Below are 26,563 nucleotides of genomic sequence, written 5' to 3'. Positions count from 1 at the left end.
ATGGGATAGAAAAGGGAGTTTTTATGGAGAAAAAGTGGTATTATGCGATTTTGATAATTTTTACGACGTGTGGATTTAGTTTTTCGAGTTGGATTTCGCGAACGCCGGAATTGCGGGACGCGTTGCATGCGACGACGGGGACAATGGGGGTTATTTTGCTCGGGTTGTCGATGGGATCGATTCTCGGATTGGTGTTGGCTAACTTTTTTGTGCGGGCACGGGGCGGAAGATTTGCGATTATGACGAGTGCATTTTTCATGTTTAGCGGGTTTATCGCGCTTTCGATCGGTGCGCTTGTCGCAAGCCAAATCGTGGTTTTCGCAGCGCTCTTCATTTTTGGAATGGGCGCGGGAATGTGCAATGTCGCGATGAACTTGGAAGGAACGGAGATCGAGTACCGGATCAAAAAGACGATTTTGCCGGTGTTGCACGCGATGTTTAGTATTGGGACGTTGGCGGGCGCTGGAATCGGTGCGATTTGTATCAAATTGGGCATCTCAGTCAGCTGGCATTTGACGGTTGTGGCGTGTTTGTTGTTCGCGACGCTGATGATTTCGACGCGATTCGTGCCGGCGGGAATTGGGAAGGATTCGGCTGCGGACAAGACGGCGAGTGTCGAGGAAAAGGCTGCGGATCGGCGTTTGTGGCTGAATAAACGGACGGTGGCGCTGGCGATTATGGCGCTCTGTCTCGCGTTTGTGGAAGGATCGGCGAACGATTGGATTCCGCTCGCGATGGTGGACGGATATGATGTTTCGCATAGTTTTAGTACGATTATTTACGGAGTTTTCCTGACCGGCATGATTAGCGGGCGTTTGGTGAGTGGTCGCCTGATTGATACGTATGGCCGCGTGTTGCTGCTCCGCATTGCGGTGGTTCTCGCTGCAATCGGCCTACTTCTAGTCATCTTGAAAATTTCTATCGTGCTTTGCGTCATCGCGATTTTCTTATGGGGACTTGGCGCTTCGCTCGGTTTCCCGATGACGATTTCAGCGGCTGGGGACGAGAGTGAGTTCGCGGTTCGGCGTGTGAGTTTGGTGACGCTGGCTGGATATAGTGCATCGCTTGCTGGGCCGCCGTTGCTGGGATTCCTAGCGAATCATTTCGGCTTGCTTAACGCGTTTATTTTCGTGCTTATCGCGATTTGTGTGGCGGGATTATTTACGAGTAATGTGGCGAAGGTTCGGCAGGCATCATAAAAATACCCCGATTTCTCTGAGTTTCAATGAGAAATCGGGGTATTTTTGTCTAGATTATTGAACAATTTGTGTGGAAGTGTAAAGAATGTTACCAGCTGTGTCTAATGCTTTTACTTCAAAAGTAGTACCGGCGATACGTAGAGCTGGGACATCGTAGATATATACTTTGTAGTCTGTGCCAGTGACTGCACCATAGCGGACAAATTTACCGTCTACATAGAGTGCGATCATGTGAACATCGCCAGTGACTGTACCTGTGTTGTAAGTCGAAAGTGTTGTTGTTTCATTCGGTAAGACGTTGCCTTTTACTGTTTTCGATTTGACATCGGATGAAGCGCGTTCGCCTTCGTTGCCAAGGTTATCGACAGCGACTACTTCGAATGTTTGACCTTCTGTTTTCATTAGAGCGACATCAGATGCATAGATTTTGAATGTGTCACCTGTAACAGCGCCGTAGCGGACGAATTGACCGTCGATGTAAAGCGCGATTTTCTTCGCTTCAGAGGAGACTGTACCTGTGATGTAGCTTGTGCCTTTGAAATAGTCGTCAATCATTGGTTTTGCAATTTTCTTAGGTGCTACTTTTGCGGAAACTACAGAGTTTGATTTGAGACCGATTGTTCCGTCTGTTGCGATTGGAGCGACTTCGAAGGCTTGTCCAGTGACCTGTAGTTCGGGTGCTGTGCTAGCATAGATTTGATACGTGCCATTGCTTGCAGCAGCTGTGCGGATAAGTTTACCATCCACATAGATACCGACTTTAGTTACGCCTGTTTTCGTTGTTCCTGTGATATAGTTGCCGCCGATAGTGTAAGTGTCGATTGTAACTTCACCGAGTGCGAGTTGGCGTTGGGCTTTGTTGACTGCTTGTTGTAGCTCGCTTTTCTTGGCTGGATCAATCACAGAATTGACGAGTTGTTGAGCAGCATCGATGGCAGCTTGGTCCGTCGTGTTTTTGATAGTGCCTTTCGTATCGTCGTTGTTGAATAGTGCTTTGACTGTACTTTCAGCTTGTAGAGCGGCATTTTGTGCATCAAGGATACTTTGAGCTTTTGCGATGTCTTGTTCTAAAGTAGCTTTAACAGTTGGGTCAGTGACTGTATTTACAAGAGATTTCGCGTCATCAATGGTGCTTTGACTAGTTGTGTTTTTGATAGTGTCGCTTGAAGTGTCATCATTTGTGAAAAGTTCTTTGACAGCTTTAGAAGCGGCATCTTGACGGTCTTTTTCTGCTTGAATAGCGGCGTTTTTAGCATCAAGTAAATTTTGAGCTTTTGTAATGTCTTGTTGTAGAGCAGCTTTTACAGTAGGGTCGGTGACTTTGTCTACTAATGCTTTTGCAGCGTCGATGGCTGTTTGGTCTGTTAAGTTTTTGATGCTGTTGCTAGAAGTATCGTCGTTCGTGAATAACTCTTTGACAGCTTTAGAAGCAGCATCTTGGCGGTCTTTTTCTGCTTGAATAGCGGCATTTTTAGCGTCAAGTAAATTTTGAGCTTTTGTGATGTCTTGTTGTAGAGCAGTTTTGACAGTAGGATCAGTGACTTTGTCTACCAAAGCTTTTGCAGCGTCGATGGCTGTTTGGTCTGTCAAGTTTTTGATGCTGTTGCTAGAAGTATCGTCGTTCGTGAATAATTCTTTGACAGCTTTAGAAGCGGCATCTTGACGGTCTTTTTCTGCTTGAATAGCGGCATTTTTAGCGTCAAGTAAATTTTGAGCTTTTGTAATGTCTTGTTGTAGAGCAGTTTTTACAGTAGGGTCGGTGACTTTGTCTACTAATGCTTTTGCAGCGTCGATGGCTGTTTGGTCTGTTAAGTTTTTGATGCTGTTGCTAGAAGTATCGTCGTTCGTGAATAATTCTTTGACAGCTTTAGAAGCAGCATCTTGGCGGTCTTTTTCTGCTTGAATAGCGGCATTTTTAGCATCAAGTAAATTTTGAGCTTTTGTGATGTCTTGTTCTAGAGCAGTTTTGACAGTAGGATCAGTGACTTTGTCTACCAAAGCTTTTGCAGCGTCGATGGCTGTTTGGTCTGTTAAGTTTTTGATGCTGTTGCTAGAAGTATCGTCGTTCGTGAATAATTCTTTGACAGCTTTAGAAGCAGCATCTTGACGGTCTTTTTCTGCTTGAATAGCGGCGTTTTTAGCGTCAAGTAAGTTTTGAGCTTCTGCAATATCATTTTCTAAAGCCAATTTTACTACTGGATCAGTGACTTGGCTTACAAGATTTTTTGCGTTATCGATGGCAGCTTGCGTCGTTGTATCTTTGATTGAATCGCTTGATGAGGTGTTGTTTACAAATAGTGCGTCTACAGCTGTTTTGGCATTATTTGATTTCGTTATATCGTCAGCTACTTTTTGTTTCGCTTTGTTTAGTTCTGTTTGGAGCGCTTGTTTTTTCGTTGCATCTGTTACTAAGTTGATTTGGCCTTGAACTTCATCGATCCATGCTTGATCCACAGTTGTCTTTACTTTGCCATCTGTTTCGAACATAGCGCTAACGCCTTCTTTCGCCATTTGGTAGTTGGACTTAGCTGTGGAAAAATCAGATAGTGTTAGCGTTTTAGCTCCGGTAGTTGTGACAACTTGTTGTATGAAAACAAGTGTTTGACTTTCTGTTGCTGTAAACGTATGCTCGTCTGTGCCACTAGCTGCGGTAAACTTACTATCATTAATTACATCGGCGCTTGATTGTACACCCATCCAGAAGTAATTGGATGTAGCGTTCGGATTAGGATTTGTATACTTAGATGAGATTGTATATTCTTTTCCAATTTCTGTATTAATGTATTGACCGACCATGAAATATTTTCCACTTGTGTTGACTAGGGCAATTTCAGTGGGGCTATTTACTTGAATAGTTTTACCATCCGAAGTGGAATATTTATTTCCGCTTTGGGTGAAGGTTGGGGTATTAGCTTTTATATTGTTTGTCGCAGTACCAGTAATCCAGTTTTTAAGTTTGAAGGATGTTGTTTCTGTAGCTTTATCAAAATTAAGATTAAGCAAGTTTGGATTTGCACCTACGGATTGTGTTGTCACAGAGGCAAAAGCTTCTGTGGATATAATATTTAGAGGAGTAACAATGCTTGTTCCTAGGATAGATGTTGCGGCTAAAACGCTAATAATTTTTTTGATTTTCAAATGAATAACCTCTTTCGAATTTTGGATTTTTTTTGATAAATTAGGCTTACTAATAGTTTGCTGAATGGTTGCATTTAACGAGGGGAGAAGTCTTATTGAACTGTTTGAGTGGAAGTGTAAAGAATGTTACCAGCTGTGTCTAATGCTTTTACTTCAAAAGTAGTACCGGCGATGCGTAGAGCTGGGACATCATAGATATATACTTTGTAGTCTGTGCCAGTGACTGCGCCATAGCGGACGAATTGACCGTCAACATAGAGTGCGATCATGTGAACATCGCCTGTGACTGTACCTGTGTTGTAAGTCGAAAGTGTTGTTGTTTCATTAGGCATGACGATACCTTTGATGGTTTTCACTTTCACGTTAGAAGAAGCGCGTTCACCTTCGTTTCCAACGCTATCTACAGCAACTACTTCGAATGTTTGCCCTTCTGATTTGAGCAAGGCAATATCGGATGCATAGATCTTGAATGTGTCACCTGTAACAGCGCCGTAGCGGACGAATTGACCGTCGATGTAAAGCGCGATTTTCTTCGCTTCAGAGGAGACTGTACCTGTGATGTAGCTTGTGCCTTTGAAGTAATCGTCAATCATTGGTTTCACGATTTTTTCTGGTGTTACTTTTGCGGAAACTACAGAGCTAGATTTTAGTCCAATTGTGCCGTCTGCTGCGATTGGTGCGACTTCGAAGGCTTGCCCCGCGACTTGTAGTTCTGGTGTTGTGCTAGCGTAGATTTGGTACGTGCCATTACTTGCGGAAGCAGTGCGGATGAGTTTACCGTTCACATAGATGCCGACTTTGGTTACGCCTGCTTTCGTTGTTCCTGTGATGTTATGGCTACCTACAGTGTAAGTGTCGATCGTGACTTCACCGAGTGCGAGTTGGCGTTGGGCTTTGTTGATCGCTTGTTGTAACTCGATTTTCTTGGCTGGATCGATCACGGTGTTTACGAGTTGTTGGGCAGCGTCGATAGCAGCTTGGTCCGTCGTGTTTTTGATAGTACCTTTCGTGTCGTCGTTGTCGAATAAGGCTTTGACTGTATTCTCGGCGGCTAATTGATTGGCGATTTCTGCATTTTTGGCGTCTAACAATGCTTGAGCTTTTGCGATATCTTGTTCTAAAGCGACTTTAATAGTCGGATCTGTGACTTGGTTTACGAGATTTTTTGCGTTGTCGATGTCAGTTTGGTCTACGTCATTCGCTAGATTTGTATGGTTGGTGTCGCTAAACAAGTTGTCGACAGATGTTTTTGCGCTGTTTTGAAGAGCAAGTTGTGTATCTAATTGTGATTGTGCGTTGTCTAATTCGGTTTGTAACGCTGCTTTTTGCGCTGGATCTGTGACTGTATTGATTAGATCTTGGATGGTATCAATAGCTTCTTGGGTGGTTGTGTCTTTGATTGTTCCGCTTGGATCATTGTTATTGAACAAGTCTTTTAAGCCATTTTCAGCGGCATCTTGGCGGGCTTTTTCGGCCGTTTGTGTATTTAGTAGGTTTTGAGCCTTGTCTAAGTCTTCTAGTAGGGCTGCTTTTTTCGTAGGATCAGTGACTGTATCTGCTAATTTTTTTGCGTCGTCAATTTCTTGTTGTGACGTTGTATTTTTAAGGGTGTTATTGGTTGGATCATCTCCTGTGAATAGTTCTTTCACTGCTTTTTCGGCAGCTTCTTCACGGGCTTTTTCGGCAGCAATTGCTTCATTACGAGCATTTAGTTGCGTTTGAGCTTCGTTTAATTGATTCTGCAATTCTGCTCGTACGCTATCCGATAGTACGGCATCCACTAGTAGTTTTGCGGCATCTATTGTTGCTTGATCCGCGTTGTTGTTTATAGTACCAGTCACTTCTTTATCGATAAATAGGTTAGCTACAGCATCCCGTGCCTCTTGGTTTGCAGCTTCATCTATTTCTGTCACAGAATAATTACTCATAGCAGCAAAATGATAACCAGTGTTCGTACCAAGATTCTGGTAGGACATTTCTGCGGAAATAACTGTTTTATCGGAGGTTGCTCTAAACTCAATAATTTCATTTTTATTCGTTATGGTTTCTGCGGATCTTCCAGCTAAACTATACGAATTACTTTTGTATGTCACATTACCAGTATGTGTTGCGACCCGTGCGTTCATTTGGATGAGGCCATTTTGTGGGCTTGTAGCAAAACCGCCTGTATTATAGAGCTTTGTGTCATATTTAAACTGATATAATTTTCCAGGTTCTGTTTTGATAGTTGTCGCAATATACGCTTTCTTTTGAGCAGTAACTGCGGTATCACGTGTAGAGTAACTAAATGGATTAGTTGCGGAAATTGCTTGAGTGGAGTTGATATTTGTACGTAACCAGTTGCTATCATCATACAAGGTTGGCGTTTTTGTGGGATCTGGGTTTGTTATAATGCTCGATTCACTGATTTGGTAATCTTTGAATTTGTTATTGATAGTTGTGAAGTCTTGGCTGATAAGATTCGGTCCAACGGGGGTGTTAGTATAGTTTCCAGTAGATCCAATGATGATTGGATTTTCCTCAGCGGCAACTGATAATGCTTGAAATGGTGTCATTAAGCTAGCTCCAACAATAGATGTTAGTGCGAGTGTGCTGACTAATTTTTTCATTTTCATAAATAATAACCTCTTTCAAATTTTTTTGGAATTGGTAATTTATTTTTGTGGCTTTCTTTGTCTGTGTGCTTCTTGCTGATAACTCTATTTAACCATGGAAGCCAAAAGTTGTGTATTCACTCTTGTCAGTTATGAGTGTCATTTTTAAAAGAAGAAGTTGCGGTAAAGAGGAAGTTGCATTTATAATAAGTCGCAGAAAGGAGGAATGATATGGAAACCTTTTTTAGAAAGGAGGAATGTTTTCCAAGAGAGCAAGGTAACGTAAGCAAGGATATATAATTTGAAGGAGGGTTTATCATGAATCATTTTTTTTCACAATTGGTTGCTGATAAAAAGATAAAACGCCAAATTAAGTTGTTGAGAGCAATTTATGAGGCCAACTATCCGATAACGCTGGATGAGATTGCGGATGATTTCGGGACTTCTAAGCGGACGTTGTTTCGGGATATGAAGGATTTGGAGTATATCTTGCCAGAAGATAATATTGTGGAGTTTAGTTCGGCTTCTGGATATACTATTAATCATGCGCATTTAATTGAGGATTTAGTCGTCCAAATTGCAGAACAATCACCGCTGTATACGATTGTCAATAGTGTATACGATGAGATATTTTTAACTATTGATGAATGGGCAGATGATTTATTTTTATCTACCTCGACGTTGTATCGCTATCTAGGTCATCTGAAAAAGATATTAAAGGAATTTAAATTGGAGTTGACGTTAACCCCAGTTGCAATCGTTGGCGATGAAGTGAACATTCGTCATTTTTACTTTCATTTTCTCTACAATACGAATGATATTTCTTCTATGAACAAGCCGACAGAGGAGGATAAAGAGATTTTTCTACGGTGGTATAGTGAGGCTATAGATAAAACGGATCGTAAAATAGCGACACAACATTGGAGTGGTTTGTATTGGATTATGATAATTAGGAAACGATTGGAGCAGGGGCACACGCTTGTATTAGAGTCACGTTTGAAAGCGTCTGTGAGACAGTTGTCAACGTATAAGTTCATGCCTAGGTCTGGACGGAGTTACTTTCCAGGTATTGAGGAACAGTATGTGACAGAAGATGAGTTTATGTATGGTAGCTTGTTATCTCTTGATAACTATGTGTATGAGAAAGGCAAGACAGTAGACATAGAAGGATTGATAGATGTAAAGAATTTAGAATTAATCAATCAATTTTTAGTAAATGCTTTTACGAAACTAGAAAAGGAATTGCCTGAACCAGAGATGTTTTCTTTATACGTGCTATACTTGCGGAATGTCTATTTTCTCACCCAGTTAACGCCACTTTTCCAACGAAATAGCACGGATATCAATCGGCTTATTAAGCACAGACATCCAGCTATGTATATAAAGTGGTTAGAAATATTGACTGATGCGCCGATTAAAAAAAAATTTGGGATAGAGTATGTAGAGGATGTTGCGGTTAATTTTACGATGTTTACCTATTTTTCACACCAAAGTAAAGGAGAGCGGAAAAAACATGTGGTGTTTGCTTTTGATGGCAAAAATTCTTATCTGAATTATTTGAATGTTTTGGTGGATAGTTTTGTGAATCCCGATGTAGAGATAACTTTCCTAGTAAACCAGCATATTACGAATAAAGTAGTGAAGGATTTAGACGCGGATATTGTTGTATATAACTACAAAGAGGATGGTGAGCGACTTGATTGTATTAAATACAGAACGGAACGCATGCCTACAGATCAAGATTGGGAGAAAATAAATAGCCTTATTTTTGATGTGGAATAAGAACAGCATTGAGCAAAGAAACGTGGTTTAGGCTACGGTTCTTTGCTCTTTTTTGTAAGTTTTTTCACGTTTGGCAGTCATTAGTGACAATTGTGATTACTCTAACATACCAGGAGATGATTAAATAGAGTTAGCAGCAAAGCAACAAGGCACTGTCGGATAATTCACGAAATAGACATAAATTAACGGGATTAGTAGCGTTTTTTTAAAATAAAAGATAATTATAACTGTTAGTATAATTTTGGAGGTGAGGAAATGGAATTAATGGAGCTTTATAATCGTGATACGATTGAACAAGATTTCCATCCGCAAAAATTATTTAGGCTATTACTTGAAGACAGTAACTTCCCGATTTATAAGGAACGTGTTGTATTTGGGAGAGGTGATCAGATCATTTTGGAATCGGCTCAAGTGGAATCACCATATGTATATGCTGTAGAAAATGGTGTCGGCGCGCTGTATATTGGCAAGCAGATTATTGATTTCGTCGGTGAAGGAGATTTTATCGGTTTACATCATAGTCAAGAGATTCGCAATACGCAGATGCGTGGTGAGGTTTTAACAGGAAAAATGATGGTTTGGCGCTTTTTGCTAAGTGATGTTATCGCTAAAATGATGAGTATTCAAGAAGGTTATTTGTACCATTACAACTATATGAGAATGATGTACGAACGTTACGCGATGAAAATTGTAAGTGGTAGCGATACGAATCAGCAGAAGATTGAAAATATGCTTCAAGTCATCGTGGAGCGTTTTGGAACAGATCGCATCGATAATTATGTGAAACTGCCAAGATGTTTCACGCGTGGAGCAATGGCTAATTATGTTGGGGTAAGTAATACCACCCTGAGTGCTGTATTGACGCAGTTGGAAAAAGAAGAAAGTATTATTTTTCAATCACGAAATATACTAGTATTAGATGACTTATTTTTCTGATGATTAGTTTATTAAATTTTTTTAGAATAAATAGATATTATTAGAGATGAAGATAAATACAGTTACTGAAACAGTAAATGCGTTTGGAGGGATTAGAGTGTTCAAAAAATTATTAGCTATTGCGGGTATCGTTGTAGTATCCATGACTATCGCCGCCTGTACTGGGAGTGAAACGCCTGAAAAAGCAAATAGGCCAAGTCACCAAGTTCAGGAAAAAGTAGATGCGAAGGGTTTGGAAATAAATATGGAACAGGCGAGTTATACGGATGAGCGAGATCAAGATACGCAGCAAGTGAAGCAAGTTTTACGGTTGAAAATAACGTTGAAAAATACATCGATTGAGGATTTGTTCTTTGATAGTACAGCACTTCAGGTGACGAACAATAAAAATGAAAAGCTAGCTATATATCCATTTGAAAATATGATAGAAAATATTGCATCGAAGGAAAAAATGACTGGATATGCCTATTTTAAATCAGATAATAAGGGCCCGTATACGGTAGTTTATAAGCATCCGATTACAAAAGAAAAATATGAATGGCAAGTGAGCCCTGAAAAATGATAGACAATGATTGCGAGGTATAACAAATGGTTTTGAAAAGGACGGTAATTATCGGTGGTGGAGAAGCGGCTAACTATGTTTTTCACGAGCTGACGAATAGAACGGGTTCCGAATACCAAATTATTGGGTTACTAGATGATAGTCCGCATGTGAAGTTGGATAGAGCGCCGAGGCTTGGTGGGCTAGATCAATTAGAGACAATTGTGAAAGATGAAGCCATTACATGTGTATTGCTGGCGATACCTTCACTGGAATATGCCAAGCGCGCACAGATATTGGACATATGTATCGCATTACAAATTGAGACGCAAGTTTTGCCAGCATTACAAGATATTTTTGCTGGAAAGGCGAAAATTGAAATGCGTCCTGTTGCGTACCAAGATATCATTGAACGTGATGAGTTCGAGTTGGACTACCAAGACGTAGCACGGATGGTGAAGAATAAAACGATTTTAGTGACTGGTGCTGGTGGCTCGATAGGATCAGAAATTACACGCCAAATTATGCGTGGAAAGCCGGAAAAGTTAATTTTGCTGGGGCATGGTGAGGCGAGTATTTACAATATTCATCGCGAATTAAGAAAAGCGTATTCGCACGTGGCATTGGTTCCATGTATTGCAGATATTCAAAATAAAGAACGACTAGAAGCTGTTTTTGAGGAGTATCGTCCAGACATTGTTTACCATGCTGCAGCGCACAAACATGTACCGTTGATGGAACAAAACAGCACGGAGGCAATTGCGAATAATGCGCAAGGTACGTGGAATTTGGCGGCAGTTGCTGATGCACACAGTGTGGACAAGTTTGTCATGATTTCAACTGATAAAGCTGTGAAGCCAACAACTGTGATGGGCGCGGCAAAGCGTATCGCTGAAAAAATTGTACAGTTATTCAACCAAACATCTCAAACGAACTTTTGTGTGGTGCGATTTGGAAATGTGTTAGGCAGTCGTGGTAGTGTAGTCCCGCTATTTCACGGTCAAATTTGTAACAACGAACCGGTGACATTGACGCATCCTGATATGGAACGCTACTTTATGACGATTCCAGAGGCGAGTAAGCTTGTGATTCAGGCGAGTATGCTGACATCCGGTGGTGAAATATTTGTTCTTGATATGGGTGACCCGATTAAGATTTTGGATGTTATTTATAAATTAATTGACTTGACTGGAAGAAGACGTGAAACGGTTTCGATTGAATTTATCGGTATCCGTAAAGGTGAAAAAGTACAGGAAGAATTATTCGAAAATCACGAAAAAAACCCAGTTCAAATTTTTGATAAGATTTTTGTGGGGGAAGGCAATCCGCATCCGGCCGAATTAGTCGGCATTCAGATGTTGCTGGACATTTATATGGGTCTCACAGATGAGGAACGTAAAAAGCGGTTATTCGAATTAGTAGAATTAGATTGGAGATATGAAAAAATATGACGTATACGCAATTGGAAACTATGACAACAGTTAGCAACTACGACATTTTGACGAATAAAATTTTGCAAAAAGAAGCGGTGATTGGCGTTATCGGTATGGGTTATGTCGGCTTACCATTGGCGATGGAATTTGCATCGGAAGGTTTTCAAGTTATTGGTGTGGATTTGGATGATAGCAAGGTAGAAACCCTATCACTCGGAAAATCGCACATTATCGACATTCCAGAAAGGGTGATTGGTGAAGCATTACAAAATCAGCGCTTCCAAGCAACGACGGATTATCAGGAACTGGAAAAAGCCAACATCATCAGCATCTGTGTTCCGACGCCACTTACCAAATCCCATGAACCTGATATGAGCTACATCAATGACACTGTTTCTCGTTTGAAACCAGTGATTCAAAAAGGTACGCTACTCGTTTTGGAGAGTACAACATATCCAGGTACAACGCGCGATCTGATTTATGCCGAGTTCGAAAAAGAAGGCTGGACAACTGGTGAGGACTTATTCATCTGCTTTTCTCCAGAACGAATCGATCCAGGGAACAAACAATTTAAGCCGAAAGAAGTCCCGAAAGTAGTCGGTGGTATGACAGAGAAATGTTCTGCACTCGGCCAGTTATATTATGAAAATGCATTTGATACGGTTGTTCCAGTATCTACGCCAGAAATCGCCGAAATGACAAAATTACTAGAAAACACGTTCCGCAGCATTAATATTGCGTTTATCAATGAAATGTCGTTGTTGGCAGAACAACTTGGTATTGATTTGTGGGAAGCCATCGATGCAGCAAAAACCAAACCTTTCGGATTCATGCCATTTTATCCAGGGCCAGGTGTTGGTGGGCATTGTATTCCGCTTGACCCGATGTACCTTTATTGGAAAGGCAAAGAGAAGAATTTTTTCAGCAGATTTATTGATCTGGCGCAACAAGTGAACACTTCGATGCCAAAACATGTCGTGGAAATCGCCAGCAAAGCGCTTAATAAACAAGGCAAGTCACTCAGTCAGTCGCGCATTTTACTCGTTGGTATGGCGTATAAGAACGATATTGACGATGTGCGAGAATCCCCAGCATTACACGTGTATGAGCATTTGAAAGAAGCTAATGCAAAACTCACTGTACTCGATCCTTTTGTGAAATCGTTCCGTGATGCTTCTGGTGAAACTATTTATCCGGTATCCAAAATAGCGGATGTCAAAGCCTATGATGGTGTTATTATCATGACAAAGCATTCGACGGTTGATTATGATCAGATATTAGCAACAAGTCCCTGCATTATTGATACTAGAAATGTTTGGAAGAAGCAACATGCACACGTGCACAAGATAGGTCAAGCATGAATAGAAAAAGTAGAGGTGAACAAAAATGAGTGCAAAAACAATGGAGCTGGGCGTCACATTAAAGATTATTAAAAATAATCTAATCTGGCTAATCGCCTTGCCATTGATTGCCATGACGATTGCGTTTGGTATTAGTAAATATTATATCGCACCGCAATATACTTCATCCGCGCAGATTTTTATCACAACTAATGTGGAGTCTGGTTCGGAAAAAGAAACAACGGTGTATTCGGAGCAACTAAAGACCAATATGCAGATGGCGAACACATTCAACACGATATTAAAAAGCTCACGAACGCTGGAAACAGTGAGGTCAGAGCTGAATCTAACTGAATCAAATGACGCTTTAGCAAAAAAAATAAGCATCCAATCAGATAAGGATTCCCTCGTTTTCACGGTATCAGTAGAAGATGGAAGCCCTAAAAGAGCACAAGAAATCGTAAATAAGATTACAGAGACTTATCAAAAAGACCTACCGAAGCTCGTTTCTAATAATAAAGTCATTATATTAGAGCCAGCGAATCTTCCACTAGAACCAACATCCCCAAATATTATTATCAACACGATGATTGCTTTTGTTCTTGGAATCATTGGCAATATCCTCTTAGTCTCACTTATTTACCTTTTCCGGAATGTCATTGAAGGAGAATCCGATTTGGAAGAACTGTCGCTGAAATTTATTGGTGATATTCCGCTTATTAAATAACGCAGAAAGGAGACTGGTATGAAGACATATCGTGATTTTGAACAGAGTAAAGAGATTCAATTTTACAAAGAAAAATTCCATAGCATTCAGACAAGTCTGCAATTCATGTTGAAAAAACAAGGTATCCGCAATTTTATGGTGACTTCGGCGAATATGAGTGAAGGCAAGAGTTTTACGAGTGTTAACATTGCTGGTATTTTCGCGGAGAAAGGAAATAAAACGTTACTAATTGATGCGGATTTCCATAGGCCATCTTTGCGAAAATATATGCAAATTTCGGAAAATATAGGATTGATAGATCGCTTGATGGGTGAAAAAACATTGATGGAATGTACCCAAGAAACGCATCATCCGAATTTGAGGTTAATGCCCACAGGAATTGCGCCGCTAAATCCGAGTGAGTGGGTGGATTCTTTAGAGATGAAGCAGCTTATTGAAGAGGCGAAACAACAATTTGATTACGTTATTATTGATGCCCCGCCGCTTCTGCCAATTACCGATAGCCGGATTCTCAGCTCATTGTGTGACGGTGTACTCTTTGTTGCTTTTGCTAAACGGACGAAGCGTAGCGATATTAAGCAGGCGATGCGATATCTGGAGATTTCTGACGCGCATGTGATTGGCAGCGTAGTGAATGGTGTGCCGGCATCTAAAAATGATATGAAAGGTTATCGCTACAAATACTGAGGTGGAGATCGTGAATAAAACAATAACTTTAAAAGTGACCTTTGTATTTAGTTTCTTAGCATTACTTGCTGTAGGAACGCTGTATAAAGAAGTGTTAGTTCTCCCGTTTCTTATCGCTATCATAGTATTTAGTTTCTTTTTCACACTGAAACAATTAGCAGAAATGACTTGGGTAATTCTCGTTGTTGCCTCATTCTTCGGCTCAATCCTTTCTATTCCTGGATATGAGAGCTTGTTCTTGTATCGAATTTTACTACCAGTTCAAGTGCTGTTATTACTGCTAACTTGGAAAGACTGGTCCTGGCTCAATAGACGTGTGCGAATCATGTTACTTCTGCTCCTCGGTTGGCTCTTTGCAGCGGCAATAACACTCGTCTGGGCAAAATATCCAGTAGCAGGATTCCGAAATTTATATTACATCATCGAAGCGATTTATCTGATAGGAACTGGAATTTACTATTTGGATAGCAAAAAGAAACTAGAACGACTGGCGCTACTCTTGTGCGGTGTGATTAGCATCAACATCAGCATCGCTATGTATGAGATAACGACAGGGCTTCACTTGAAAAAATCAGCGTTAAACGGTGCGATTGGAAATGTTCAATTCTTGCCTAGTGGAACTTTTTTTAACCCGAATGACCTCGCGTCTTTCCTTGTGTTATTCCTGCCCTTGGTCCTCGTATACATGCGATCTGAGACATATTTTGGGAAAATAATAAAAATCTCGCTCTCAGTTATGTCTGTTTATATTATCATCGCGACACAATCTCGCATTGCACTTGTCTTAATCGCAGGTATTTTGTTTCTCCTTATTGTAAAAAAATCGTGGAAATGGGGAGTGCTGATTGTACTCTCTATCCCACTTATCTTACAGTTACCAGCGATGCAAGAAATCACAAAACAGGTGAATCGAACCTATACAGAAAAAGATACGTCAACTGATTTTCGACTGGAGATTACAAACTACACATGGCAGACGATTCAAGATACGCATTTTATTGGACTTGGCCCTGGGAATGTGCAAATGGCATTAGCGCAATACTTTCCAGCCGATGAGCAAAATGGAGAAGGTGGCGTATCCGTGCATAATTTCTTGCTAGAAGTTTTAGCTAATTACGGTTTGCTATCCGCGTTGTTCCTTTTCTTATTCCTGTACTTCGTGTGGCAATTTAGCTTCCGATTATGGTACGAGAACAAAGGAAAAGAACCTTGGTATATGTTGCCCCTAATCATTAGCATCGCCTTTCCATTCATTTCATTCGCATCAAGCACAACACTTGAAAAAAGCTATGTATGGATCAGCTTTGGGATAATTCTGGCGATATTGAACCATTACTTTAAACGAACGGAGCTTGAAAATGAAAAAAATCATACTTTTAATAAGTAGTCTATTTGTAGTAAGTGTGCTTGTTTCTTGTCAGCAAAACGAAGAACCGAAACAAACTACGGCGAAACAAATGCAACATGATTTTCCAAAAGATGAGGCAGCAATCGTCACGAGCTTGAAAATAGAAATGGTATCTATAAAAGATGCCAGCAAAAGCCTACCAAAAGGCGAGAACCTAAAAGAGAAAAAATTAATGAAAGTAAAAATGAAGATTGGAAATATGACAGAATACAACATTCCGATGGCGGCGAGTTTTTTCAAAGCATTGGATTCCAATGGGAAATATCAACTAAACTACCCAATGGTAGACGAGCTTGGCGAAACGATTTCTGGGGATAAGGTAATTCACGGCGCTGTATATTTTGCCATTCCAAAGGATCGTGTCATTGAGAAAATCGTCTATGAAGATCCGAAAAGAGACGCGTTTTATGAGTGGGCGGTGGAAAAATAATGATGGAGAAACTGAATGTCTTAATGGTGTCCGATGATTTCTATCCAAGTGTTGGAGGAATTGCCGCTCATGTACTAGAAATTAGCCGCGCCATCAGTGCTCTAGGGCATAACGTTGTGTTGCTTACAAAAATATATGACCCGGAGAATGAATTGCCGGAAGAAGTGTATGTCGGTAACGTCCGTGTCGTGCGGGTGAAAGTAAGTAATAGACGAAAAATTAGAGCATTAGAATTCATGTATAAAGGCAGGCGTAAAATAAAACAACTGCTGGAAGAAGACGTATTTCAAGTGATTCACTGGCATAAACTTATCGCTGATTCGGTCATTACGAAAATCCCATTCGACGGTGTAAAAATTTTTACAAACCATTCCTCCACTTTTCTGAATTGGTATGCGCAAAAGAAATTTACGCGTTGCCGTGTTTTGCTTGGGCATATGGATGGCGTTATCGCGCCGAGTTCTGAGCTGACGAGTAAAATTGCTATGGTTTTGCCAAAGAAAGCTGCTCGGAATATTTCAAACGGTGTGGATGTCTCTAAATTTTATCCAGATAAAATGATGCGCCGTGTAATGCGCTTGAAGCTAGGATACGAGGCTTCGGATAAGGTTGTGATGATTGCGAGGCGACTGGAAGAAAAGAATGGTGTCCTGTACTTTACGAAAGCTATTCCAAAGATGCTGGCAAACAACCCAACGATTCAAATCTTGATTGTTGGGAGTGGAAGTCAGGAAGCTGCAATCCGTACTTTCATTGAAGAAAATGACCTGGAAGAGCGTGTGACAATCGTGACGGGTGTGATGAATCCAGAAATGCCACATTATTTTAATGCAGCGGATGTTGTCGTGCTACCTTCCTTGATGGAGGCGACGAGCATTGCTGGCCTAGAAGCGATGGCGTGTGGGAAACCGCTTGTTGGAACAAGTGTTGGCGGGATTCCTGAGATTATATCTCCTCACGAAACGGGTTTGCTCGTACCTGCGAAATCTATTGAATCATTGGCGAACGGCGTTTTGGAAATGCTAGCTGATGAAAAGAAACTCCTCGAGATGGGGGATAAAGCTTTGAAAGCTGTTCATGATAATTTCGCTTGGCAAGAAATTGCAAGAAAAACAGTGGCGTTTTATAAACAGAACTTAGAGGCCTAAAAAGCTAGAAAAGGTGATTTACGAGTGACTTCCAAATTAATGAAACCATTCATGCTGATGATACTACTGACGATTGCCACTCAATTTTTCGGTTTGATAAAAAATGTATTTATCGCAAAAATTTTCGGAGTGGGCGCGGAAGTAGATGCTTATAATTTAGCGAATACGTATACGGTATCGATTACGAACTTAGCTATACCAGCGATTATCATTGTACTCATCCCGTTTTTAACGAAGCGCGGAGATACTGTGGCTGAACGAGCGGCAATCAATACGTATGTCAGTGTCTTGCTGCTAGGAATTATAGTGGCGGTAGGGCTAGGTATTGGAAGTTTGTTTTGGATATTGAAGCATCAGTCTGGTTTATCGGAAACACTAACATTAACCTTGTTGATTATTATGATTCTGAGTGTTGCACAAATTTATCGCGTCTTGACCGCTGTCTTAACTGCATTCCGGCAAGTCGAGAACGATTTTCTAACTGCAAAAATAGCGACGTTATGCAGCACAATTTTCAGCGGTATCTACATCGTCTTGGCGCAAAAACCCTCTATTTTGTTAGTCAGCTTATTTTTGACTATTTCATTTATTCTTGAAGCAGGCATCTTGCTTGTTCGAAACCGTGGATTTGGATTTCGTATCCAGTTTAAATGGGGAAATCAAATTTTCCACAAATTAATACGCCAAACTGGGCCAGTTGTTTTTAACTCGATTGTGTTTCAAGTTTCGCTACTTTTCTCAACAACGCTGGCTAGTTTTTTAGGTCAAGGGTACGTGGCAACATTAGGCTATGCAAACCAGATTTTAAGCATTATTCAGGCGCTTGTTCTTGTTAATATTTTAACTCTCGTGTACCCTTCATTGACGCGCATGTTTGCTAAAAAAATTAACGCTGGAAAAGAATTATTTATCAAATATGTCACCGTTACGAACATACTTGTCATTCCATTGGTCGTTGGGATTGCGGTTATCGGTGACCTGTTCACGGCACTGCTTTTCGAACGGGGTGCGTTTACCTCAGCGGATACGCAACAAGTGACTTTATTTATGACCATGCTGGGTATTGGTTTACCGGGATTAGTGCTACGAGATTTCATTTACCGGGTTTACTTCTGTTTAGATGATACAAAAACGCCGTCCCGAATTTCTATTTTCACAATACTCGCCAATGTTTTGTTACTCCTGATTTTAACTCCTATTTTTAATATCTACGCAGTACTTCTTATCCCCGGATTTATGAATTTTGTATCTGCTTGGTTTGCTTATCGACTACTCGAAAAACGAATTGGGCGAATGGATGCGCGGCATAAGTTGGTCAAACAACAACTGATTATTCTTGTCAACGCAGGCGTGATGGGAGCTGTACTCTACTATTTAAAAGCGCAAATTAGTTTGTCCCCAATCGTATCTTTATTACTGCTTGTTGTAGTTGGAATAGCAATATACGGCGCACTTGTCGCCCTCACGCAAAGACGTTTTATCCGAACTTTAAAAACGAAAGGAGCAAGCGAATGATGAAAAAAGTTCTAATAATGAGCTCGGTCCATCCTTGGAATGATACGCGTGTTTTTCATAAAGAGGCTGTGAGTTTGGCTAATCTAGGCTATGATGTAACGCTTTATGCAGCAGCCAGTAATCATGTCTATGAAAACAACATTCCGAATTTGCGTGTGATTACATTTACGTCGAAAAGCATGATGAAGCGGTGGCAAACATGGTTTAAATTCTATTCCATTGCTAGCCAATCTGATGCTCAAATCATTCATCTACACGATCCAGAACTACTACCACTCGGCTATTTTCTGCAGAGAATGCATCATAAAAAAGTGATTTTTGATATGCATGAAGATTTCCCGGCAGTGTTGAAAGCGAAAAAAATCGGTAAGTTAAGCATGCCGAAGTGGTTGATACGAATCGTTTCTTCCGCTGAAAAAAAGATGCTTCAAAACATGAACGCAGTGATTTATGCAGAGAAATATTACAAAGAAAACTATGGGGTATTGACGACGAAACAGATGGACGTTTACAATTATCCCTTTTTACAAGAGGTATTTGAAATAGCGAAATATGAGACGCCGACATTGATTTATGCGGGAGCGATTCATGAAATACGCGGTTTCAAGGAGATGCTTGCAGTCGCGCAACTTTTGAAACAGGCAAACTATCAATTTCAGTTGCTTATTATAGGAAAAGTGCCGGAACGATTGGAAGTGTATACAGAGGAATTCCTGGTTGAGAACGATTTGGTGAACGAGGTGCAGCTGGTTGGCCGCTTAGATTTATGTGAGTTGATGACGTATTACGCGAAGTCCCACATTGGTCTGGCAATACTTCACCCTGAAGCGAACTATTTACGCTCATTACCAACGAAAGTTTTTGAATATATGTCGTTGTCTTTACCGTATGTGCTTTCCAATTTCAAGTCATATGAGCGTTTGGCGGAGGAAACGAAGAGTGGCTATGCGGTCAATCCATTGTCTCCGAACGAAATCGCAGCACAGATAAAGATGCTACTAGATGAACCAAAAAAGCAAATGGAACTCGGCTCGAATGGCTATAAACAACATGTAGCTAACTTCAATTGGTCGATTGAGGAACGCAAATTAGGCGAATTATATGACGAAATTTAAAGGAGTCAGTTACTTTGAAGATACTATATATACACCAGCATTTCCAAAAAGAAAAAGGCGCGACACGGTCTTATGAGTTCTCAAAATATTTCTTAAAACAAGGTCATAACGTCACGCTTATCACTGGAACTGGAACGAGTGAAACGACGGCAGAAGGGCTTGAGGTCATTTCTACCGCAACGAAATATAATCAAAAAATGAGCAAATGGCGCAGGATTCAAGCATTTGGCCAATTTATGACTGGTAGCTTCAAACAAGGCATGAAACAAAAAAGTGTCGATGTGATATATGCAACGTCAACGCCTCTAACGGTAGGTTTGGTTGGTTTAGCGCTCAGCAAAATAAAGCGCGCACCATTCGTATTCGAAGTCCGCGATGTTTGGCCAGATGTGCCCGTGAAATTAGGTTATTTGAAAAATCGTTTTTTGATTGGAATGCTGTCTTATTTAGAGAAGCAGTTGTATAAGCATGCAGCACATGTTGTGGCATTATCGCCGGCAATGAAGGAAAACATCGTTGCGAAAGGTGTGAGCAGTGAGAAAGTGCACGTTGTGGAAAACCTCGCAAATAATGAAGCAATGAATCGAATTACCGCGAAAATACCGACTTCTCTCGCTGTGAAATCGTGGATGAAGGATCGTTTCGTCGTCGTACATCCAGGTACGATGGGTGAGGTAAATGGATTGCAACATTTGGTGAATGCCGCTCGTGAAATGAAAGATAAATCGCATATTGGTTTTTTACTCATCGGTGAAGGCTCAGAGAAATCGGTATTACAACAACAGGTTGCGGAACAGGGACTGGAGAATGTGCTAATTCTAGATGAAATGCCAAAAAAAGAAGTACAAAGTTTCATTAAGTGTTGCGATTTAGGTGCGATGACAGTGAAGGATGCTCGGATTCTTTGGGATAACAGTGCCAATAAATTTTTCGACTTTTTAGCAGCGGGGTTACCGGTGATATTGAATTATCAAGGTTGGCAGCATGATGTCCTAGTGAAAAGCGGTGCTGGCAAAGGATTTCTATATACAGATCAGGCAGGGTATTGCCGATTTATTGAAGAGATGGCAGAGGACAAGGCGCGTTATTTCAAAGCGCAGAAAGCAAGTAAGCGACTAAGTGAAAATTATGATGCTGAGCGTTTGGCAGGTCGTGTACATGATATTTTGGTGAAAGGAGTCGCTAGAAATGAAGCGTTGTATTGATGTTGTTGTTGCTTTTAGTATGGGAATTATCGCGATTTTGCCAGTTTTAGGTTGTGCGATTATATTTTACCTTTTATATAGAGAAATACCGTTTTATGTAAGTGAGCGTGCTGGGAAGAATCGGAAAGCTTTTCGAATTTATAAGTTGAAATCGATGCGTCAATTGTTTGCCTCATCAGGAGAAGCGTTGCCAGATGATGCGCGATTAACCTCGTTTGGGATGTTTTTGAGGAAGTACAGCCTAGATGAGTTGCCGCAATTATGGAATGTGTTAAAAGGTGATATGAGTCTGATTGGGCCACGTCCGCTCCCGATGGAGTACAACGATTTGTATAGCGAAGAACAGCGTAAACGAAATGACGTGAGGCCTGGCATAACAGGTTTGGCACAAGTGAACGGACGCAATGCAATCAGTTGGGAAGCAAAATTTGCATGGGATGTTTATTATGTGGATCATTATTCAGCTAAACTGGATTTAAAAATTTTTATCCAAACTATTGGTAAAGTGCTTGGTAGCGCGGATATTAGTCAAGATAATCATGTCACCACGGAAAAATTCCAAGGAACGATAGGCGAGACACAGGTAGAATGAGTCACGTATAAATTTAATGATGAAAGAGGTTAAAACGGATGAATAAAGCCATTTTACTATCAACACCACATATGAGCGGCAAGGAACAGGACTACATTCAAGAAGCATTTGACACGAATTGGATTGCGCCGCTAGGAACGAATGTTACAGAATTTGAACAGCAAATTAAACAGTACACTGGGGCTAAATCAGTTTGTGCGACAAGTTCTGGAACAGCTTCGATTCATTTAGCGTTGCGTTTATTGGAAGTAGGGCACGGAGATATGGTTTTCTGTTCCTCCTTCACGTTTATAGCCAGTGCAAACCCGATTAAATATTTAGGGGCTGACGTGACTTTCATCGATTCAGAACCAGAAACGTGGAATATGTCGCCTCAAGCATTAGAACGCGCGTTAGCAGATGCGAATAAAGAACAATGCTTACCAAAAGCGGTGATTATCGTACATCTATACGGACAAAGTGCAAAAATGGATGAATTAGTCACTGTTTGTGAAAGCTTTGGTGTTCCAATCATTGAGGATGCCGCAGAATCACTAGGCTCTACTTATAAAGGGCAACAAACAGGGACATTCGGAGACTTTGGTATTTTTTCCTTCAACGGTAACAAAATTATTACAACATCTGGCGGCGGTGCGTTGGTAGCTAAAGATCCAGCGATGATTGAAAAAGCCATTTTTTTAGCCACACAAGCAAAAGAAAAAGCGTGCCATTATCAACATGAGGAAATCGGTTATAACTACCGAATGAGCAATATTTTAGCAGGGATTGGACGCGCGCAAATGGAAGTTTTGGATGAGCGTATTGCGGCAAGACAAGCTAATTTCCGTTTTTATACAGAGAAGTGTCGATATTTGGACGAAGTAAGTATGATGCCGGAATTTTCTAACTCGGTATCGAATCATTGGCTCAGCGCTATCACATTAGATATAGAGAAAACAGGTATGACACCGTACGATGTGATGGAAAGAATGCAAGCATACAATATTGAAACGCGTGTCCTGTGGAAACCGCTACATTTGCAACCAGTTTTTGAAACAACGCCATTTTATAAACATGAGCAAGAGGAAGAATCTGTTTGTGAAAGGTTGTTCCGCGAGGGGTTGTGTTTACCATCAGGATCGAACTTGACGCAGGCCGAACTAGAATATGTCAGTACAGCTTTAGAGAACATTTTTAAGGAGAATGAACAAAGCGAGAAAAGTAAAGGAGGTGATGGCAAGGCTAATTTGGTTGAAACGGGAACTATGGCGCTGCTTTAAAAACATCTATGCGCAAGGGACATGAATTTTTTTTTGAAGGGGGGCACAGTGATTTTTAGATAAGAGAAGTGTCTAAAATAGAAAGATAGATAGACATAGATAACTCAGGTAAAAATATAAAACTGTGGGGGAATTGAATTTGAAGAAATGGATATATTGCTTAATGATGCTCGTTCTTTTCATAAATACTATTTTTATGGCAGCGGTAAATGCTAGTGCGGTAACAACGAATAATGGCGTGCGGGCAACAGGGAATTTCAATATTGATTTAAGGGTATATGATGCGCCAATTATTAGCTCGGGTAAAGTGAATTTACGCGTGACATTAAGCGCGGATGCAGATACTGTGCATGATGACGGAGAATTAATTTCGGTAGTGATTCCTAGAGAAGTATACAACGCAGGCACGTTAACAAATATAAATTCAACGGCTTTCACAATCGATCACGTGGACAAATCACCAGCATCGATGCCAGACAGCATTATTGTGTACGTAAAGCCAGTTAGTAGCTTTAACGTTGGTGCGGCATGGTCGGCGTCATTTACAATCTCTTTTCAAGCACCGATTATCCGCACCAATACGACATTGCAAGCAGATCAAAAATTCACAGCGAGCTACCGAGGAAAAACGGACACTGAAATTGTACCGATTTCGATGCAGCCAATTGGAACGCCTGTCCCTTTTGAGAAATGGTGGAAGGGAACAGTAGATAAAAACGGTATTGCTTTGGTTCATGCCTCGGATAGTAGTTTTAATACAGTTCATTTGGCGATGAATGTGCAGACACATTTGAATCTGCATGATGTCGTCGTTACCGATGAAGTGCCACAAGGCTTAGAAATTGATCCTCACGCACCTGTTACAAAAGGTATTGATGCAACAGATAGCAGTTCCGTCGATGGTATTCGGATTATTTTAACACATCCAGATGGCTCACGAGAATACGTCACAGCTCAATATGCTGATAAAATCAACTACGATCCAGTCACCCAACAGCTAACATTTAGCGTCGATCAGTTAGATCCCGATGAAATGCTTCTTGTCGAGTATAAAGTAAAAGTAACGCATGTTTATGAACAATACAAAGGCCCAGCGAAGATGACAAGTCAAGAAGTTACGAAAACAGCGAGTCTCACGTACCGACTAGATGGTGATGAGAATTTTAATAAAGTATTGAAAAAAACAGTGGACGAAACAGTTATTACAGCAAAAAATCCAACCATCCATTATTCTCTAGAATTAGGTGCGATAACTGGAACGATTAAAGCTGGCCAAACATTTACCGATAAATTGGATAGCCGTCTTGATTACAGCGGTATCATAAGTGACGATTCAGGTGCATTTGACATTGTAGAACAAAACAATGAGCTAACGATAGTTGTCAAAAAAGATATTCCAATCGGTAGTTCAGCTACAGCCAAATTTAGCGTCGATGCAACACGTTTAGCGATTGGAGATAGTGTTCATAATACAGGAGCGATTTTGCTAAATGGCGAATATTATGATTCCAATACGGTTACTACGAAGAAAATCCGCGGTGATATCCTTATTACGAAGCAAGATGCAGCTGATTCTACACAAAAACTAGCCGACACAGTATTTGAATTACAGAACCCAAACGGAGATGTAGTAGATACTGGTGTGACGAATGCAAATGGTGAATGGCTAATCGAAGGCTTAGTACCTGGAGATTATCAGCTCGTCGAAACAAATGCAAGTCAAGGTTACGCGTTGGATTCGACACCGATTCCAGTCACAATTACGAACAACAGCCTGAGCACACTAAACATCACAGTTGAAAATAAAAAAATAGCACCAAGTACACTTGAAGTTACAAAAGTGGACAAAGATACTGGCGTGTTTTTAGCTGATGCAACCTTCCGTTTAGAGAGCCCCGATGGAACTTTTGTTGAAGGAAAAACAGATATCAATGGAAAACTATATTTCATTGGGTTGCTGCCAGGTAAATATTTATTAGAAGAAACAGCGGCACCGATTAACTATTTGTTAGACCCAACGATTCATGAAGTAGACGTAGTTAGCGAAGGAAGTAACATACAATTAACTGTCGAAAATAGCGCGATTCCAGTAATACCACCAATTTTCAACGACCCAATCGATCCGGTTGAACCTAATGACCCAAGTAATCCAGATGATCCTGCTAAAACACCAGAGAATTCTGTCACAACACCAGAAAAACCAGTAAAAACACCTAACAAGCCAATAAGCCCTATTTCGCAAAAAGCACCATCTATTGTGCCAATCTCCAAATCAAATATTAGCGTAAAACAGGAAAAAATAGCACAAAAAGCAAATGATTCTAAACTCCCTAAAACAGGCGATCATAGTTCCTTAGTTTGGGTAATATTGGGCTCTTTACTACTTTTAGCGTGTATTAGACATCGAAGAATAAGTGAGAAGTAGAATATATTTGACAAAAAAACGAAAAAAGTTCATGAAATCGTCATATAAAAAAAATATGGGATTGAAAACTAAAAAAAAACTGACAATTATAGCTGGTAAACTTAAATTAAGGAGGTGAGAGAGAAAAATCGTTAGAAGGTAATACTAAAGAGTTCCTATTCGCGGTATAAAAAGCCGTGATTGTAAGAAATAAAATTTTAAAAATTGAAAGAGGTAAAAACTAAAATGAAAAACGCAAGTAAAAAAATAGCAGTAGGTTTATTAACAACGACAATTGTAGCATCGCAAATTTTCCCAACATCATTAAGTTTATCAGAATCATTGAGCGGTGGACATCTAGCAGAAGCAACAGTAGCAACGGATTACTTCAGTGCTATATCATCTCAATCATCAAACATAATTGTGAATGAAGCTAACGGAAAAATTAACGTTGTAGTTAATTTAACAAAACTTAGTACTGGTGGAACAATTAGAATTAGAGCTACTAGTAATGGAGTTGGTGCCGAACTTTATAATTATGGAATATTGGAAACACCAACAGCTACTGGGATAAAAATCTATACATTAGATAAAAAAGTTGAGATTCCTAAATTTGGAATGCTTACTGTGGATTATTATAACAAGGCAGGAACAGCTGTTGTTGCAAGTGTAAGTTATTTAGTTAACGATGGCTTTACATCGACTAGCCAAGATATTTCGGATGCAACAAACAAGGTCAATAATCTTTTCAAAGATGCTAATAAAAATAGCTTGAAGCCAACAACAGACCAAGCAGCAATTGATGCAGCACAAGCAGCAGTAGATAAACTTGCAGCAGGAACGGATAAAACCAATTTACAAAACGATATTAATAAAGCAAAAGAATTGTTAGCAAAACAAACAGCAGATAAAGCAGCGCAAAATACTGCGAAAACTGCTGTGGATGCCCTATTCACAGATGCAACAAAAACCGGCATTAAATTGACAACAGACCAAGCGGCAATCGATGCGGCACAAGCTTTAGTGAATAAAGTACAAGATCCAACAGTAAAAGCAGACTTACAAAAAGATATCGACAAAGCACAAAGCTTACTAGATGGACAAAACGAA

Annotated in this window: 20 protein-coding genes; 18 read left to right on the top strand and 2 right to left on the bottom strand. The window is 40.4% G+C overall.

The window, feature by feature from the left end:
• Positions 1 to 23 precede the first annotated feature (23 nt).
• Complete coding sequence (locus DUK53_RS04290; RefSeq protein WP_036132073.1) at positions 24 to 1,199, top strand: MFS transporter; 1,176 nt, start codon at positions 24 to 26, stop codon at positions 1,197 to 1,199.
• Positions 1,200 to 1,253: 54 nt separating this feature from the next.
• On the opposite strand, the gene DUK53_RS04285 is transcribed toward DUK53_RS04290, so the two are convergent.
• Both DUK53_RS04285 and DUK53_RS04280 read right to left on the bottom strand, forming a co-directional pair.
• Positions 1,254 to 4,337 carry a toxin Cry1Ac domain D-VI-related protein gene (locus tag DUK53_RS04285; protein ID WP_124892577.1) on the bottom strand — a complete coding sequence of 1,028 codons (3,084 nt, stop codon included), beginning with the start codon at positions 4,335 to 4,337 and terminating at the stop codon, positions 1,254 to 1,256.
• 92 nt (positions 4,338 to 4,429) lie between these two features.
• A complete protein-coding gene (locus tag DUK53_RS04280) occupies positions 4,430 to 6,952 on the bottom strand; it encodes a toxin Cry1Ac domain D-VI-related protein (protein WP_124892575.1) in 2,523 nt (840 codons plus the stop codon).
• Between the two features lie 297 nt (positions 6,953 to 7,249).
• Between DUK53_RS04280 and DUK53_RS04275 the strand changes: the two genes are divergently transcribed.
• From DUK53_RS04275 to DUK53_RS04195, 17 genes are all read left to right on the top strand, one after another.
• A complete protein-coding gene (locus DUK53_RS04275) occupies positions 7,250 to 8,713 on the top strand; it encodes an AcpB/EbpR/MafR family transcriptional regulator (protein ID WP_036089255.1) in 1,464 nt (487 codons plus the stop codon).
• 255 nt (positions 8,714 to 8,968) lie between these two features.
• Positions 8,969 to 9,649, top strand: a complete 681-nt coding sequence (locus DUK53_RS04270; protein WP_036089253.1) for a Crp/Fnr family transcriptional regulator — start codon at positions 8,969 to 8,971, stop codon at positions 9,647 to 9,649.
• A 97-nt stretch (positions 9,650 to 9,746) separates the two neighbouring features.
• Positions 9,747 to 10,211, top strand: coding sequence for a DUF4352 domain-containing protein (locus DUK53_RS04265; RefSeq protein WP_036089252.1), 465 nt, complete (start codon positions 9,747 to 9,749; stop codon positions 10,209 to 10,211).
• A gap of 26 nt (positions 10,212 to 10,237) precedes the next feature.
• Positions 10,238 to 11,641 carry a polysaccharide biosynthesis protein gene (locus DUK53_RS04260; protein WP_052164930.1) on the top strand — a complete coding sequence of 468 codons (1,404 nt, stop codon included), beginning with the start codon at positions 10,238 to 10,240 and terminating at the stop codon, positions 11,639 to 11,641.
• Complete coding sequence (locus tag DUK53_RS04255; RefSeq protein ID WP_236637264.1) at positions 11,638 to 12,984, top strand: nucleotide sugar dehydrogenase; 1,347 nt, start codon at positions 11,638 to 11,640, stop codon at positions 12,982 to 12,984. Before DUK53_RS04260 ends, DUK53_RS04255 begins: the two co-directional genes overlap by 4 nt.
• 25 nt (positions 12,985 to 13,009) lie before the next feature.
• Entirely contained in the window at positions 13,010 to 13,690 is a 681-nt protein-coding gene (locus DUK53_RS04250) for a YveK family protein (RefSeq protein ID WP_036089251.1), read from the top strand.
• 18 nt (positions 13,691 to 13,708) lie between these two features.
• Complete coding sequence (locus tag DUK53_RS04245; RefSeq protein WP_052164929.1) at positions 13,709 to 14,377, top strand: CpsD/CapB family tyrosine-protein kinase; 669 nt, start codon at positions 13,709 to 13,711, stop codon at positions 14,375 to 14,377.
• A gap of 10 nt (positions 14,378 to 14,387) precedes the next feature.
• The gene (locus tag DUK53_RS04240) at positions 14,388 to 15,764 is read left to right on the top strand and encodes an O-antigen ligase family protein (protein WP_036132031.1); all 1,377 of its coding nucleotides are present in this window, start codon (positions 14,388 to 14,390) and stop codon (positions 15,762 to 15,764) included.
• The gene (locus DUK53_RS04235) at positions 15,736 to 16,215 is read left to right on the top strand and encodes a hypothetical protein (protein WP_036132028.1); all 480 of its coding nucleotides are present in this window, start codon (positions 15,736 to 15,738) and stop codon (positions 16,213 to 16,215) included. Before DUK53_RS04240 ends, DUK53_RS04235 begins: the two co-directional genes overlap by 29 nt.
• The gene (locus tag DUK53_RS04230; protein ID WP_036089248.1) at positions 16,215 to 17,363 is read left to right on the top strand and encodes a glycosyltransferase family 4 protein; all 1,149 of its coding nucleotides are present in this window, start codon (positions 16,215 to 16,217) and stop codon (positions 17,361 to 17,363) included. The genes DUK53_RS04235 and DUK53_RS04230 overlap by 1 nt, the downstream gene beginning before the upstream one ends.
• 24 nt (positions 17,364 to 17,387) lie before the next feature.
• Positions 17,388 to 18,878, top strand: coding sequence for a murein biosynthesis integral membrane protein MurJ (gene murJ / locus DUK53_RS04225; RefSeq protein WP_036132025.1), 1,491 nt, complete (start codon positions 17,388 to 17,390; stop codon positions 18,876 to 18,878).
• The gene (locus tag DUK53_RS04220; protein ID WP_052164928.1) at positions 18,875 to 19,993 is read left to right on the top strand and encodes a glycosyltransferase family 4 protein; all 1,119 of its coding nucleotides are present in this window, start codon (positions 18,875 to 18,877) and stop codon (positions 19,991 to 19,993) included. Before murJ ends, DUK53_RS04220 begins: the two co-directional genes overlap by 4 nt.
• 14 nt (positions 19,994 to 20,007) lie before the next feature.
• Positions 20,008 to 21,198 carry a glycosyltransferase family 4 protein gene (locus tag DUK53_RS04215; RefSeq protein WP_036132022.1) on the top strand — a complete coding sequence of 397 codons (1,191 nt, stop codon included), beginning with the start codon at positions 20,008 to 20,010 and terminating at the stop codon, positions 21,196 to 21,198.
• Positions 21,182 to 21,790: a sugar transferase gene (locus tag DUK53_RS04210; RefSeq protein WP_036089245.1), complete on the top strand. Its 609-nt coding sequence runs from the start codon at positions 21,182 to 21,184 to the stop codon at positions 21,788 to 21,790. Before DUK53_RS04215 ends, DUK53_RS04210 begins: the two co-directional genes overlap by 17 nt.
• A 38-nt stretch (positions 21,791 to 21,828) precedes the next feature.
• Positions 21,829 to 23,049, top strand: coding sequence for a DegT/DnrJ/EryC1/StrS family aminotransferase (locus tag DUK53_RS04205; RefSeq protein WP_077947592.1), 1,221 nt, complete (start codon positions 21,829 to 21,831; stop codon positions 23,047 to 23,049).
• A gap of 139 nt (positions 23,050 to 23,188) precedes the next feature.
• Positions 23,189 to 25,474: an MSCRAMM family protein gene (locus DUK53_RS04200; RefSeq protein ID WP_124892573.1), complete on the top strand. Its 2,286-nt coding sequence runs from the start codon at positions 23,189 to 23,191 to the stop codon at positions 25,472 to 25,474.
• 225 nt (positions 25,475 to 25,699) lie between these two features.
• Positions 25,700 to 26,563: toxin Cry1Ac domain D-VI-related protein (locus DUK53_RS04195; RefSeq protein WP_236637263.1), on the top strand; the 864-nt coding region annotated here is incomplete at its 3' end.

The organism is Listeria sp. SHR_NRA_18, from assembly GCF_003856515.1.
In the GTDB taxonomy this organism is placed as follows: domain Bacteria; phylum Bacillota; class Bacilli; order Lactobacillales; family Listeriaceae; genus Listeria_A; species Listeria_A newyorkensis.
This window is presented reverse-complemented; position numbering and strand designations above follow the sequence as displayed.

Bases quoted from the DNA above. Each gene is read 5' to 3' on its own strand.
- DUK53_RS04205 (WP_077947592.1), top strand. From the start codon at position 21,829: ATGAATAAAGCCATTTTACTATCAACACCACATATGAGCGGCAAGGAA.
- DUK53_RS04245 (WP_052164929.1), top strand. From the start codon at position 13,709: ATGAAGACATATCGTGATTTTGAACAGAGTAAAGAGATTCAATTTTAC.
- DUK53_RS04260 (WP_052164930.1), top strand. From the start codon at position 10,238: ATGGTTTTGAAAAGGACGGTAATTATCGGTGGTGGAGAAGCGGCTAAC.
- DUK53_RS04235 (WP_036132028.1), top strand. From the start codon at position 15,736: ATGAAAAAAATCATACTTTTAATAAGTAGTCTATTTGTAGTAAGTGTG.
- DUK53_RS04270 (WP_036089253.1), top strand. From the start codon at position 8,969: ATGGAATTAATGGAGCTTTATAATCGTGATACGATTGAACAAGATTTC.
- DUK53_RS04290 (WP_036132073.1), top strand. From the start codon at position 24: ATGGAGAAAAAGTGGTATTATGCGATTTTGATAATTTTTACGACGTGT.
- DUK53_RS04230 (WP_036089248.1), top strand. From the start codon at position 16,215: ATGATGGAGAAACTGAATGTCTTAATGGTGTCCGATGATTTCTATCCA.
- DUK53_RS04255 (WP_236637264.1), top strand. From the start codon at position 11,638: ATGACGTATACGCAATTGGAAACTATGACAACAGTTAGCAACTACGAC.
- DUK53_RS04280 (WP_124892575.1), bottom strand. From the start codon at position 6,952: ATGAAAATGAAAAAATTAGTCAGCACACTCGCACTAACATCTATTGTT.
- DUK53_RS04250 (WP_036089251.1), top strand. From the start codon at position 13,010: ATGAGTGCAAAAACAATGGAGCTGGGCGTCACATTAAAGATTATTAAA.
- DUK53_RS04210 (WP_036089245.1), top strand. From the start codon at position 21,182: ATGAAGCGTTGTATTGATGTTGTTGTTGCTTTTAGTATGGGAATTATC.
- DUK53_RS04220 (WP_052164928.1), top strand. From the start codon at position 18,875: ATGATGAAAAAAGTTCTAATAATGAGCTCGGTCCATCCTTGGAATGAT.
- DUK53_RS04275 (WP_036089255.1), top strand. From the start codon at position 7,250: ATGAATCATTTTTTTTCACAATTGGTTGCTGATAAAAAGATAAAACGC.